Annotated in this window: 12 protein-coding genes; 5 read left to right on the top strand and 7 right to left on the bottom strand. The window is 31.4% G+C overall.

From position 1 onward, the window contains the following. The first annotated feature begins 21 nt into the window (after positions 1-21). Positions 22-4,377 carry a C25 family cysteine peptidase gene (locus LBP67_00060; protein MDR2083380.1) on the top strand — a complete coding sequence of 1,452 codons (4,356 nt, stop codon included), beginning with the start codon at positions 22-24 and terminating at the stop codon, positions 4,375-4,377. Positions 4,378-4,388: 11 nt separating this feature from the next. Here LBP67_00060 and LBP67_00055 read toward each other — a convergent pair whose 3' ends face one another. Together LBP67_00055 and recJ are read right to left on the bottom strand one after the other, a co-directional pair. Next, positions 4,389-4,931, bottom strand: coding sequence for a CvpA family protein (locus tag LBP67_00055; GenBank protein ID MDR2083379.1), 543 nt, complete (start codon positions 4,929-4,931; stop codon positions 4,389-4,391). 226 nt (positions 4,932-5,157) lie between these two features. Further along, positions 5,158-6,912: a single-stranded-DNA-specific exonuclease RecJ gene (recJ, locus tag LBP67_00050; protein ID MDR2083378.1), complete on the bottom strand. Its 1,755-nt coding sequence runs from the start codon at positions 6,910-6,912 to the stop codon at positions 5,158-5,160. A 200-nt stretch (positions 6,913-7,112) separates the two neighbouring features. Between recJ and purH the strand changes: the two genes are divergently transcribed. Genes purH through mreD form a run of 4 tightly spaced genes read left to right on the top strand, consistent with a single transcriptional unit; the run spans position 7,113 to position 11,036 of the window. After that, the gene (gene purH, locus LBP67_00045; protein MDR2083377.1) at positions 7,113-8,639 is read left to right on the top strand and encodes a bifunctional phosphoribosylaminoimidazolecarboxamide formyltransferase/IMP cyclohydrolase; all 1,527 of its coding nucleotides are present in this window, start codon (positions 7,113-7,115) and stop codon (positions 8,637-8,639) included. Positions 8,640-8,647: 8 nt separating this feature from the next. After that, positions 8,648-9,670 carry a rod shape-determining protein gene (locus LBP67_00040; protein ID MDR2083376.1) on the top strand — a complete coding sequence of 341 codons (1,023 nt, stop codon included), beginning with the start codon at positions 8,648-8,650 and terminating at the stop codon, positions 9,668-9,670. Positions 9,671-9,685: 15 nt separating this feature from the next. Then, a complete protein-coding gene (mreC, locus tag LBP67_00035) occupies positions 9,686-10,528 on the top strand; it encodes a rod shape-determining protein MreC (GenBank protein ID MDR2083375.1) in 843 nt (280 codons plus the stop codon). Continuing rightward, positions 10,521-11,036 (top strand): rod shape-determining protein MreD, encoded by a 516-nt coding sequence (gene mreD / locus LBP67_00030; GenBank protein MDR2083374.1) that lies wholly within the window; start codon positions 10,521-10,523, stop codon positions 11,034-11,036. Before mreC ends, mreD begins: the two co-directional genes overlap by 8 nt. Before the next feature lie 196 nt (positions 11,037-11,232). Here the strand turns inward: mreD and tsaB are convergent, their stop codons facing one another. The 5 genes from tsaB to LBP67_00005 all read right to left on the bottom strand — a co-directional run. Further along, positions 11,233-11,925, bottom strand: a complete 693-nt coding sequence (tsaB, locus tag LBP67_00025) for a tRNA (adenosine(37)-N6)-threonylcarbamoyltransferase complex dimerization subunit type 1 TsaB (protein MDR2083373.1) — start codon at positions 11,923-11,925, stop codon at positions 11,233-11,235. A 171-nt stretch (positions 11,926-12,096) separates the two neighbouring features. After that, entirely contained in the window at positions 12,097-12,180 is an 84-nt protein-coding gene (locus LBP67_00020; GenBank protein MDR2083372.1) for a T9SS type A sorting domain-containing protein, read from the bottom strand. A gap of 215 nt (positions 12,181-12,395) precedes the next feature. Further along, entirely contained in the window at positions 12,396-13,091 is a 696-nt protein-coding gene (locus LBP67_00015; GenBank protein ID MDR2083371.1) for a hypothetical protein, read from the bottom strand. Positions 13,092-13,174: 83 nt separating this feature from the next. Further along, complete coding sequence (locus LBP67_00010; protein ID MDR2083370.1) at positions 13,175-14,701, bottom strand: T9SS type A sorting domain-containing protein; 1,527 nt, start codon at positions 14,699-14,701, stop codon at positions 13,175-13,177. Positions 14,702-14,731: 30 nt separating this feature from the next. Then, positions 14,732-15,196 (bottom strand): hypothetical protein (locus LBP67_00005; protein ID MDR2083369.1); only part of this gene is annotated, 465 nt, incomplete at its 5' end.

Genomic DNA, 15,196 nt, shown 5'->3' with positions numbered 1-15,196 from the left:
AGAAATTTAATTTACCCACTAATGTTAACACTAATTTTTGTGTTAACATTAGTTAGTTTTACATCTTATTCCCAGCAAATAACATATTCTGATAATCAGGATGGAAATGCTGCTACTATCAGTTTGTCTGTCGATAGTTATAGGATTGAAAACCTCACGTATAAAGGAGAAGAAATGCATGAGATAGGACTATCCGGAATATTTATTCCAAATGATGAGGGAATGCCGAATCTTCCTCGAATAAGCAGATTTGTAGCAATACCCGAAGGTGCAGAAGTCAAAGTTTCCATTAAGAGTATGGTAACCGAAACATTAGAAAATATCAATATAGCACCGGCATTAAGAATCCAAGCTATTCCAGAAGAACCAGTTACTGATTATGTTAAAAACGGTAAAGTTTATTCAACAAAAGAATTCTACCCGAGTAATCCTGTAGAGATTTCAGAAGTAACATCATTAAGAGGTGTTGATGCGGTTGTAATAGGTATAACACCGTTTCAATATAACCCTGTTACTAAAGAATTAATTGTTATCAAAGATATCGAACTAGATATTAATTATATCGGAGGATCAAAATCATATAGTGATAATAAGTATCGCTCTCCTTGGTTTGACCCTATTCTTAGAAATGCATTTTTGAATTACGAAGCGCTTCCTGAAATAGAATATACTGGTAAAAGTGCTAAAGACGGCGAAGGCTGTGAATATTTAATTGTAATTCCGAATAATGAAGATTTTAGACCTTATGCGGAACAGATTAAGGAATTTAGAACAAGACAAGGCATTTATACTAAAATAATGAGTTTGTCGGAAATGGGAGTTACAACAACAGCTCAAATGAAAACATTTTTTCATAACGCATACAATACATGGGATATCCCACCTGTAGCGGTATTGCTTATGGGAGATCATAACACAAATATGTCTCTTGGTATTCCCGCGGAAACAATACCTCATTCATATAACGGTAGTTGTATAACAGATAATCAATATGCGGATGTTACAGGTGATTTATTACCTGAAATGGTTTTCGGTAGAATGGCAGCAGAAACAACTGCCCAATTAAATGTATTGGTAAGTAAGTTTTTAGAATATGAAACTCAGCCGTGTATGGATGCAAGCTATTATCAAAATCCTATTACTGCTCTCGGTTGGCAAACAGAACGTTGGTTTCAAATATGTTCTGAAGCTGTTGGCGGATATTGGCGTAATCAAGGCAAAACTCCCGTGAGGATAAATGCTATTTATTCCGGTACTCCTGGTAGTTCTTGGTCTTCTAATCAAAATACTTCTATGGTTACAAATTATTTTGGACCGAGTGGTACAGGTTATATTCCTGCTAGCCCATCAGAATTGGGTGGTTGGACAGGTGGTACTGCTGGACAAGTCGTTACTGCTGTTAATAATGGTGCTTTTGCTTTGCAACATAGAGATCATGGGTTTGAAGATGGTTGGGGTGAACCTGATTTCACATCATCCAACATTAGTCAACTTACCAATGTTGGAAAGATGACCTATCTTTTTACTATCAATTGTTTAACGGGTAAATTTAATAATAATACACCATGCTTTGGAGAAGTTTTCCATAGATATACTTATAATGGACAAAATGCTGGTGCTGTTGGGTTTTTGGGCCCTACAGAAGTTTCTTATTCATTTGTAAATGATGCGTATGCATGGGGAATGTACGATTTATATGATCCTGAATTTCTACCGACTTTTGGCCCATACGCTGAAAATTCAGGTAATTGGATGCCTGCATTCGGAAATGTTGCTGGAAAATATTTTTTATATCAAAGTAGTTGGCCTTATAATACCGGTGATAAACAAATTACTTATCAAATGTTTACCGCCCACTCCGATGTGTTTTTAAGATTATTTACTGAAGTGCCGCAAACATTGGCTGTTACACATAATGATGTTACTTTGGCGGGAAATACCAATTTCCTTATAACTGCCACTGAAGGAGCAACAATTGCTCTTACTGCAAACGGAGAAATTCTTGCTGTTGCTACTGCTACAGGAAGTCAACAAACAATGATTATTCCCGGAACGTTAATTCCTACAACTGAAATATCTGTTGTTTGTACAAAACAAAATTATTTGAGGTATGAAGCTGTTGTAACTGTTGTTCCTGCTGAAGGCCCTTATATTATTGCAAACAGCTGGACAGTTAATGACGCTAATGGAGATGGAATATTACAATATAATGAAACGGCTGATATAGATATGATTGCTAAGAATGTTGGAGTTGAAACAGCTACAAATGTTGTTATGACTATTTCTTCAAGTAGTGAATATGTTACTATTACTAAGAATAATGCAAACTTCGGAACAATTAATGCTGATGCTACCGCTTCTGTTGATGATGCATTTACTATATCGGTATCACAAGATACTCCTAATAATCAAACTATTTCATTTGATGTTTCAAGTACAGACGGAAATGATGTATGGGAAAGCACAATGTCTGTTAGAGCTTATAGACCAATTTTGGAATATAAAAATTTCTCATGGCAAGGCTCATATCAGGCGGGAGAAACATTAAACTTGAATATAGTTTTTGAAAATAAGGGCGGAGCTCCGGTTAATAATGTAGTTGGTGTGCTGACATCTAATAATCAGTATGTTGTTATTAATACCAGCGAGCAAAACTATGGATTGATCGAACCAAACGGTATGGGTTTGTCTACTTATTCAGTAACTATTAGTAACGATATTCCTGCAGGAGAAGTTATAAATTTTGAAATTACTGCTTCAGGTGACAATGGTCTTATTACAGCTGAGGCCGACTTCTTCATTTCTAATAGTTGTATTGTAAAGTTTGATTTAAGTGATTCCTATGGTGATGGCTGGAATGGTGCTTCACTGAACGTTTCATTTGATGACGGTACACCAACTGTTAATTATACAATTCAAAATGGTAGTGTTGCTTCTTTCGAGAAAGAAATTAATGTTGGCACAACTGTCACTGTTTCTTTTGTAAGTGGAGCATGGAATAGTGAATGCTCATTTGTAATTTCTTATAAAGAAAGCGGTGATGTTATTTATCAAAGTTCAGGCACCCCTTCCGCCGGTGTTGTAACTACTTTTGTCTGTGATTGTGGTTTTAGTTTACCGGAAATATGCGATCCTGTTGAAAATCTTATGGCAAGCTTAAATAATAATGTTGTTACTTTAACTTGGACTGCAGATGCAAGTAGTTATATTGTCAAAAGAAACGGCACCCAGCTTGGAACTGTAACAATTCCAACTTATATTGATATGACTCCTGTTTACGGACAATGTACATATTCAGTTATTGTGGTATGTGATCAAGGATCTACTTCAGATGAGAGATCAGTAGAAATACTTGTGGAAGAACCATGTGCTCCAATTACTAACCTAGTTGCCAATAACACAGGTAATAATGTTTATCTTACTTGGAATGAGCCTAATACGACTACGATAAATGTTGTTGAATATAAGGTTTATAGAAATACAGTATTAATTACAACTGTTTCAAATACTAATTATGATGATATTGATCTGATAAATGGAGATTATATTTATTGTATAGAAGCAATATTTGATAATAGTTGTACTTCCGAAAGTGTATGCAGCGAAAATGTTAATATTAATATTGCATGCGGAACTCCAACAGGTTTATCTGTTATGTTAGTTGATAATAATATTAGTTTAAATTGGATTGCCCCGAACAATTTTACTCCCCTAAGTTATAACATCTATAAAAATGACCAATTTATTGATAATGTAATTGGAACAAGTTATTATGATTCTAATCTTCCTAATGATAATTATCATTATTGTGTTGAAGCAGTGTGCGATGAAGATCTTTTGTCTGAAATGGCTTGTTATGATATTGCAGTGATTGTTTGTCATATTCCTGTTGATTTTAATGCTGTAGTTGTAAATCAAAGTGTTGTCCTTAGTTGGATCAAACCTGAATTTGCGGATCCTATAAGCTATAACTTATTTAGAAATGATGTTCTACTGACTGAAAATATTACTACTACAACTTATACTGATGATAATCCTGAAGGAAATATTATAATATATAGTCTATCTGCGAACTACGATTTGGATTGTGAAGTTTCAGTAGAAAATACTTTTGAAATATCTTATTCTGGTATCAAAACGTTAAATAATGATGTTAAGATATACCCTAATCCTGCTGATAATATTATAAATATTGAGACTGATGAAATGTCGAGAATTTTATTATATAATAGCGTTGGTCAATTGGTTTTAAGAGTTGATGTTAGCGGAAATAATGCGAGCATCAATGTATCACAATTTAAAACCGGTGTTTATACAGTTGACATTATTGGAAAAGATAATTCTTCAATAAAATCAAAAGTTATAATTACAAAGTAAAACAAATCCTATTATATCTGAAGAGTATCGTCTTTATCAGGCGATACTCTTTTTTTTGTCATGAAATCACTAAATGTGGGAATAACTTTCTCTATATAAGTGTATAATAAAGAGTTCTCTCTAACTTCTTCTTTTATAATTGGATTAATAATATTAAACATATTTAATATATAAATAATTACTCCTGTGATTAATAATCCTTTAAAAACACCAAAAGCTCCGCCGATAAATTTATTTATAGTTGATAACGAAACCATATTAACCAGTTTATCTATTAAATTCCCAATTAAGTTAATAAGGATTATTACTAAAATAAAAATCACTACAAATGCAATAATTTTTATCATCTGCGGAGATAAACCGGCAGTATGTTCATGTAGTTTAGGAAATTTCTCAAAACAAAATGTTAAGACGGCGTCTGAGAATTTTATCGAAATCCAGATGCCTAATATTAAAGCTATTAACTGAGAGATGCTTTTTACAAAACCATTTTTAAAACCCGTGTAAAAAAACCAAATACAAGGGATTAAAATTACTATGTCTAACCAATTCATTTTATCAATAATAAATTTTTGCTAAAATATATAATTTTTTCTTACTAGAACGTTATATTTTTAATCTTCGTATCTTAAATTGGTTTATATGAGAAAAATATTGTTTTTATGTGTGTTGATTTGCTCGTTTACTCTTTCTTCATGCGCTTCTAGCCAGAAATATCCCGGAAAGAGTAAAGTAAAAAAGAAATGTGATTGTCCCCGTTTTTCTCAAAATAACGATGAATTACTCGATGATCTTTATATCTTTAATGTTTAATTGAAGAGAGATTGTATTATTCCATTCATTTTCCTCAATGTGATAAACAATATTAAATGGTAATCCACCCGTAATCTGATCAAAATAATCTCCTTGCTGAAAAGCAATTGCCGAAATCGGGTAGCCGCCTTTATTGAGTTGTGTTACGGTAAGTTTGATGTGATTTTTTCCGACAATCCTAGCCAATCCTGTATCTACAACACCTGTTGTTCTAAAAACAGGTGATTGGTTGCCCGGTCCGAAAGGAGCAAATGATTTTAATGTTTTGTAAAACTTTGTATTAATATCTTTTAGATCCAAATCGGTATCATAATCTATGACCGGAATCAGCATTTGATCATCAATAGTTTCGGTTACAATTTGCTCAAATCTTTCAATAAATATTGATAGGTTTTCTTCTTTTAAAGATAAGCCAGCCGCATAAGTATGCCCACCGAAATGTTCCAATAAGTCACTGCAAGCATTTATGGCATCATAAATATCGAAATTCTTTATCGAACGTGCCGAACCGGTTATTAAACCGTTTGATTTTGTAAAAACTATAGTAGGGCGGTAATATTTTTCAGTTAAACGTGAAGCAACAATCCCAACAACACCTTTATACCAATCGGGATTATAAACTACTGTAGTTTTTTTGTATATTGTTTTAGGATCATTTTCCAAGTCTTCAATTGCATCTTGAGTGGCAATATTATCTAAATTTCTCCGCTCATTATTTATGTCGTTAATACGTTCGGCAATTATTTTGGCATCTTCCAGATTATCCGAGTTAAGAAGTTCAACAGAAGTTTTTCCGTTTTCTAATCTCCCGGCCGCATTAATTCTAGGACCAATTGTGAAAACAAGATCATTAATTGTCAGTTCCTTAGAGAAAATGCTTTTATTGTGCGTGTAAATTTGTCGCGGACGTCTTGTAACTTTAGCGCATGCAAGTATCGCTTCAATACCTGGGCGCGGTTTTGTGTTGATAATCCGTAATCCGTAATAAGCGAAAATTCTGTTTTCTCCTGTAATAGGAACAATATCGGAAGCGATGCTTATTACAACAAGATCCAAAAAATCATAAGCTTTTTCCATCGGAATTTTATTTTTTTTTGAAAAAGCTTGTATCATTTTATATGCAACACCGCAGCCGGATAAATCCTTGTAAGGGTATTGACATTCTGGTTGTTTAGGGTCTAAAACAGCGTATGCTTCAGGAATAGTATTGTCCGGTCTATGATGGTCACCGATAATAAAATCTATACCTTTACTTTTTGCATAATCAATTTTATCGGAAGCCTTAATTCCACAATCTAAAGCAATTATTAAAGTAAAACCATTCTCGTGTGCAAAGTCAATACTTTCGGTAGAAATACCATAACCTTCTGTATATCTGTCGGGGATATAAAAATCAATGTTGGAATTATAAATTTTGAAAAAAGAATATACCAAAGATACCGCCGTAGTTCCGTCAACATCATAATCACCATAAACAAGTATTTTTTCTTGTAATTTTATGGCTTGATTTAACCTTTCGACAGCTTTATCCATGTCTTTCATCAGAAACGGATCATGCAGATTCTTTAAGTCTGGACGAAAGAATTTTTTTGCTTCTACAAAATTAGTTATTCCTCTTTGGATTAATAAATTAGCTAAAGTATAATCAATGTTAAGTTGACTGGCTAATTCGCCAACAACTTTGGGGTCACCATCATCTTTAGGATTCCAGATTTTTACCATATAAAATACTAAACTAATTTCAACTGTAAAAATATAATAAAAATTTTAATTTTACAAAAAAAAATAAATAAATTTTTTTTCGAAATAATGTTGGTAATTATCAAAAAATTGCATAACATTGCAAATTAAAACGTGAAAAAAAGTAATAAAAAAATTGCTTAAAACACAATCAAATAAATAAAATTTATCCACTTTTCCGTATGAAAACCGTAAAAAAAGCGCTTATTTCTATTTTTAATAAGAATGGTATTGATGAATTATTGAGCGTACTGCAAAGAAATAATGTTGAGATTTTAACTACAGGAGGTACGTATGATTATATTAAATCGAAAAATTATTCGGCTCGGTTGACAAAAGTTGAAGATATTACAGGCTATCCTTCAATTTTGGGAGGAAGAGTAAAAACTTTGCATCCGAAAGTTTTTGGCGCTATTCTTAATAGACGAGATAACGAGAAAGATATGGCTGATGTTGCTGAGTATGAAATTCCGTCGGTAGATTTGGTTGTGGTTGATCTTTATCCTTTTGAGAATACAGTGAAAAGCGGCGCAAATGATGCCGAAATAATTGAAAAGATTGATATAGGCGGAATATCTCTGATAAGAGCTGCCGCCAAAAATTTTAATGATATTATTATAATTTCTGATGTTAATCAAGTTCCTGAGTTGGTTGAAGTACTTAATGATAATGATTGTCAAACTACTTTAGAGTATAGACGAAAAATGGCAACAAATGCTTTTAATGTATCTTCTTATTATGATTCTATTATTTTTAATTATTTTAATAAGAATAATGATGTTAATGCATTTAAGATTAATTATAAAAACGGTATTTCATTAAGATATGGAGAAAATCCTCATCAGTCGGCCGATTTCTATGGAAATCTTGATGAGATTTTTACTCAACTTCACGGAAAAGAATTATCTTATAATAATTTAGTTGATTTGGATTCCGGCATTAGATTAATTAATGAGTTTACGGAGCCTTCGGTCGCCATTATTAAACATACTAATGCGTGCGGATTGGCTTCAAGGGAGAATTTACTGCAAGCTTGGATTGATGCCCTTGCCTGTGATCCGGTTTCTGCTTTCGGCGGTGTTATTTTCCTTAATGGAGCTGTTAATAATGTTGAACTTGCCAATGAAATCAATAAACTTTTTTTCGAAATAATTTTAGCGACAGATTATACCAAAGAGGCTCTCGAAATACTTAAATCAAAGAAAAATAGAATTATCCTGAAAAGGAATAGTAATAATATTGAACAAACTTCTTTTAAATCAATTTTAAACGGATGTCTAACTCAAGATTATGATAATATAACGGATAATATTAACGACTTTAATTACGTTACAATTACTAGACCTGATGAACACGAGATTGAAGATTTGATTTTTGCAAATATTGCTGTTAAGCACATAAAATCTAATGCAATTACCTTAGTTAAAAATAAACAGTTGATAGGTAGCGGCACCGGTCAAACTTCAAGAGTAGATGCATTAAGACAAGCGATAATAAAAGCAAAATCTTTCGGTTTCGATTTAAACGGTGCGGTTATGGGTTCCGATGCTTTCTTCCCCTTTGCGGATTGTGTTGAAATTGCAAAAGAAGAAGGTATTATGGCTGTAATTCAACCGGGTGGGTCTGTTAGAGATAATGATAGTATAGAATTTTGCAATGATAATAATATGAAAATGATTTTTACAGGTCATCGTCATTTTAAACACTAAAAACGAATATGGGTGCATTTAACTTTTTCACAAAAGAAATAGCAATAGATTTGGGTACTGCTAATACCCTTATAATATATAATGATAAAGTTGTGGTTGACGAACCGTCAATTGTGGCTATAGAACAGAATACCGGAAAAATATTAGCTGTAGGAAAACGTGCAATGATGATGCATGGAAGAACGCATGAAAATATTAAAACGATAAGACCGTTGAGAGATGGTGTAATAGCAGATTTTCAATCGGCAGAACATATGATTCGCGAATTTATTAAGATGGTTAATATGAAACGCGGGTTATTTTCGCCGGCATTAAAAATGGTAATTTGTATTCCCTCAGGTATTACTGATGTTGAAGAAAGAGCCGTTAAAGATTCCGCAGAACAAGCCGGAGCAAGGGAAGTAAAATTAATACATGAACCAATGGCTGCTGCTATCGGTATAGGTATTGATGTTCTTGAACCGACTGGAAATATGATTGTTGATATTGGTGGCGGTACATCTGAGATTGCTGTCATTTCACTCGGCGGTATTGTAAATAATACTTCTATTCGTACTGCAGGAGACGACCTCAACTCCGATATTGTAGAGTATATGAGAATAGAACATAAAATAAGTATTGGGGAAAGAACAGCCGAGAGAATTAAAATAGAGGTAGGAGCGGCTATTAAAGATTTGGATATTAAACCGGAAGATTTTGAAGTGCACGGAAGGGATATGTTAACTGGTATTCCGAAAGCTATTAAGGTTAACTATTCTGAAATTTGTGATGCGATAGATAAATCGATATCTAAAATTGAAACGGCAATTTTAAATGCTTTGGAAAAAACCCCACCTGAGTTGTCGGCTGATATTTATAGAACAGGAATATATCTTGCAGGCGGCGGTTCATTATTACGAGGTTTGGATAAACGTATTACACGTATGACCGAATTACCGGTTGTTGTTGCAGACGATCCGCTTAGAGCCGTTGCACGAGGCACAGGTATTGCGCTTAAAAATTTCGATAAATTTACTTTCTTGATTAAATAATATTAAAACTAAATTATGCTCAACTTTTTTAGGTTTTTACTGAAGCATAATTTTATATTTGTATTTATTATACTCGAAGTAATAGCTTTGTGGTTAGTACTTAGTACAAACGATTATCAAAGAGCTGTCTCGGGATCATTTGTTACTTCTATAGAAGGTAAAGTTTTTGATATTTCTTCAAATATTACAGATTTCTTTAAACTGAAATCAACAAATAAAACCTTACAAGAGGAAAATGCCTATTTAAGAAGTTTGTTACCTGAATCTTTTAGAGATGATTTGAGAATTGAATTGCCAGCGGACTCATCAATTTTTACCCCTCATAGTAATTATCAGCAGTATAAATATATTCCGGCGAAGGTTATAAATAATTCGGTAAATAAAAGAAACAACCATATATTAATTAATAAAGGAAAGGTTGACGGAATAGAAGTTAATATGGGTGTAATATCCCCGATTAGTGTAGTGGGTGTTGTTGTAAATGTATCCGAACATTATGCTGCCATTATGCCTGTTCTACACTCTCGTTCGAAAATAAGTGCGAAACTTAATAATGATGACGAATTTGGTATTATTAGCTGGAATAGCAATAATTACAGAATAGGGGAGATGAGCGGAATTCCTCTCCATGCCAGAATAAATATAGGTGATACTATTGTTACGAGTGGACGAACACAAAGATATCCCTATAATATACCTATAGGAATCATTAGTAATTATTCTTACAATAATGGAAATGGTTTCTATAATATTGAAGTTTCTTTTATTGAAGACTATAGAAAACTTAATTTGGTTTATGTTATAGATAATTTGTTTAAACAGGAGACAGACTCTTTATTAATTAATTTAAATGAATAAAATATATCCGCACATAATACGATTTATTGTCTTGATGCTTCTACAAGTTCTGATATTTAATAATATAAGATTGTTCGGATATTATAATCCATACATTTATTTAATATTCCTAATATTATTACCAATTCACATTAAGAATTGGTTTTTATTGGTATTAGGATTTGTTACAGGGATTACAATAGATTTATTTTCAGGAGTTTTAGGTGTACATGCAGCTGCATGTGTATTAGCATGTGCTGTGCGTCCGTTCTTAATAAGGCTTTTTCACAATGTCAGAGAAATAAAACAAGGAGTTATTCCTGAAATACATTGGTTTGGAATAAGTTCATTTATTATATTTATGCTAATATTTGTATTTATACATCATACTACTTTGTTCTTTTTGGATGTATTTACTCTTAAACATTTCTTTACAACTTTATTGCATATTTTGATAAACACAATTATTACAAGTTGTTTTGTAATTATAGACCAACTCTTGTTTCATGCAAAAGGTAGGGGTAGTTGAAAAGGAGACGGAATAAAGCTATTAAAATTATAAAACAATCTTTGAATCTTAAATTCTGGAATGTATAAATTTTAATTATGAGAATCTTATTTAAAGATAATTTTCTTAGTATCGAAATTACATATTGAATTTCATAAAAAATTTCACTTCGTTGGAAATGAAATTCCTAAGATTGAAAACTAAAAACATTGGAGGCTTATTCATATAATGCTTTCACCGACGGTTTTCCGGCTATGAAATCTTTTAAGTAAAACGGCTCAAAATATGCAATGTCTTCAAAATCTTTAACCTCAAATTTATTAAGCGCCGGTTTAATTAAGGATTTTGCGGAAATGACATAATTATCATCAAATATTGCATTAGCTGATTTAATAAAGTTTTTACATTTAGGCATTCCGTCCCCGAAGAATAATATTTTATCATTTCTCAGTATATCTTGAAAAGAATTTTCATCAATAACTTTTGCTTCAATATTTGAAATAATATCTATATTAGAATCATATAAAGCGGTGTAAACCTCCATTCGTCTTGCATCAATCATCGGACAGTAGAAGTTAGTATTTATGTGCGGATTTTCGGCGCCATAAGCCATAGAACAAAGCGTGTCAACAGCAATTAAAGGAATATTTGCAGAGTAGCATAATCCTTTTGCGGCAGAAACACCAATGCGTAGGCCTGTGTATGATCCCGGGCCTTTGCTAACCGCAACAGCATCTAAATCATCAACTTTAAATGAATTTTCTTTCAGGATCTGATAAATGAAATCGGTAAGTAATTCGGAATGACTGTTACTTGCTTGACTCTCGCGAACTGAGATAATGCTTTCTCCTTCGGCTAATACAACGGAACATACAGACGTTGCGGATTCTATATACAATATTCTCGGCATTTGTTTTTTGCAAAAATAGCTTTTTTAATTGATAATTTACAATGAATAATTACAATAATAAATATCTTAAAAATTAATTTGTTACATTTACCTACTCTTAATCCCGAATAATTTTTGTGGATTCCAAATTTCATTATTAAATTTATAAATGTTGAAATTTTATTCGCCACTTTAATCCTTAATTATTTTCTTAATACAATCCCCAGCATCAGTTTCGACCTTAATAATATACATTCCTACAGGTAAATTGCTAATATTGATTTTGTTTTATTTTATTTCCCTTGTTTTACTAATTTCCCTGTCGGGCTATAGATTCTTGATTTCCTTTAACTTAAAAATATTTATTTGCTATGCAGTTGATTTAGACATAGGCACAATATGAGGTGTAAATAAAATTAGTAAAAACTTTTTAATAATATTTTGTTTTATTAATTTGGATATTTAGGGATTTGCAATAATTTATATTTTTTTTATTTAACTATTAATTTTACTTTATTTGATTGAATGGTTCCAAGAAATTGAGCTCCATTATCCGTAACGTCTATCCCGCATTGTCTTTCTTCTTTATTTAATGAATCGCCATAATACCAATTGATATTATAAAAGAAATACAAATAATACTCACCACGGGCTAATCTAGTATAACATGGCAAAGGTACACATCCATATAAAATTGGGTATAAAATAAAATCCTGTTTCTTATCATACATTATATTCTTACCTATTTTATAATTTAAAAAATCACACCCTGCATAATCTTCAATATAATTAGAAATAATTCTTAAATTACTTTTATCAACAGAAAAATATACATCCCATGGTATCTCCTCTATATGCCCAAATAATACATGGGGATTAGGAATAACCAAATTACCATTTTTATCTTCAATGAAAAAAGTTAATGTACTAAAGCGTGTATAGTCTTCAGGGGAAAGAATCATAAAAGGAGAATATGGCATGACATTTTCATTAAAATGATATAAAACTAAATTATCAATATCATCGGTGAATTCTAAGGTTACATTAACTTTCAGCGCATCTTGTTTTTTATTATCTAAAACCAATATACTGTCATTAATTGTAAGCCGTAATCCATAATCTGATTGAGCAGATAATACAATTGTATAGAATAGTGTTAATGATATATATATTAGAAATCTTTTCATAAAATAGAGTGAATTTTCGCTGTAAAGATAAAAATCATCAGGTTAAATAATTAAAGATTATTTAAACATGAGTTTATCATTCTTTAATCTTTAATAACTTTCTTAATACAATTTCCACTATCAGCTTCAATCTTAATAATATACATTCCTACAGGTAAATTGCTAATATTGATTTTGTTTGATTTCTCTTGTTTTACTAATTTACCGGTCAGGTTGTAGATTTGAACGTTTTCTATTTCATCATTTTCTACAGAGATATTAATATAATCTTTTGAAGGATTAGGGTAAATAGTTATTTCTGATGTAGATTGTCTTATTTCTTCTATTCCGGCGGGTTTGGGGGTTTTGGTGTAAGTGAGTTGTACTTTATAACTCTCACGATTAACATTGTAAATGCTCTGACTGTTATTGTACCATATATCAAATCTATCATTGGAATTTACCCATTGTTCTTCCGACCACACAAAAGATTGTCCATTAAAGCAATTGTGATTTTCATCATACTCAAAAGTATAGTTTTCTCGGTTTGACCATTCTGTAGTTAAGTATGTTTGATATTTAGTGTTTACTCTATTATTATAATCATCATAATCATATAAGTACCTATTTTTATTTTGCCAATAATTATTTTCCCATGCCTGATTAATGACAGATAATATGTTGTTGGTATCATCATACGTTGATAATTCTCTAGAACTATTTTGCCAAATATTATCATAAAAAACTTCTATGGTATATAATATTCGATTATTATTTGAATCATATTCATATAAACGACGAGACCAATCTTTCCAAATATTGCCTGTCCATTCTTGCTGTAATATTGTACTTAAATTATTGTTAATATCGTACCTGAAAATGATATAATATGTGTTTTTCCAATCACCATACGAATATATCTCAGATAAGCTTGTTGTTAAATTGTTTTTTTCATCATATGTATAAGTCTCTCTTCTGGCGTCTTTCCATATCTCGTTTCTCCATTCTTGCCACAACTCAGTAATCATATTATTATTGTTATAGGTATAAATATGCTGATATTCATTTACCAATTCATCCTGTTCCCACCATTCTTGATATAATTCCAACAGCATATTATTATTACCATCATATTTGTATGTGTATAAATAGTAATTTTCCCATACTTCAACAGCATTATTCCATAACGTACTTAACTCTGTTAAAAGATTATTTTTATAATCATAAGTGAATATGTCTTTATAGTTATTAATCCAACCGTTTATATACTCTTGATATAATTCCGACAAAACATTGTTTCTTTCATCATATTCATAAATATATTTATAATCATCAACCCATTCACTATTTGTAAACATTTGATATACGATGCTCAACACATAACCGCTATTATTATAAGTATATATCTTACGTATATCTAATTGGACCGGATTGCAATAATGTATTATTGTATCCGGTTGCCACCAGTCTTCACCATTTTCTATAACTAATTGTTGGTGTTGGATGTGATCTTTGTTTAATCTTTTGAAAGTTTGAGTTTTTGTTACTTGAGGAATTATGCTTTCCTGAGCCGACAAAAATGGCATGTATCCTATTATGAATATTGCTACAATTAATAAGTATTTTCTCATAATTATTACATTTATAGATTAAAATTAATTTTATTTATTTTTAAACTGTTTCATATACTCTTTCCAATCAGATTCGTTTTTCCAAAACCATTTTTGTTTCTTTATCCATCCATCTGAAGAGGGAAGAACGCTTGTTGCAATAAATTTTGCCGGTTCATATTTAAATGTTAATTGCGTATAATTATAATAAGTATCAATATCTGATTGTTGTTTAAATATAGGCCTTGTATAAATACGTTCAAGTGTGTTTTTATCAATAATCTTATACCATATTTCAAAAGAAATCCAAGGATAATCGTTTAAATTCATTGGCCTTTGTATCCATTGCATTTTTAGTGTATCATTACAAATTATATATCTCCCCCATTCATGTTCCTCATAAAAATAATTTTTTATATTGATACTATCATTTTTAACAACATATTCAATGTATTGAGGGATGGCAGTATTATATCTGTCAACAATATCTCCATGTATAGTATTTACAAGACCAAA

The organism is Bacteroidales bacterium (assembly GCA_031276035.1).
Lineage (GTDB): Bacteria > Bacteroidota > Bacteroidia > Bacteroidales > BM520 > RGIG7150.
This window is presented reverse-complemented; position numbering and strand designations above follow the sequence as displayed.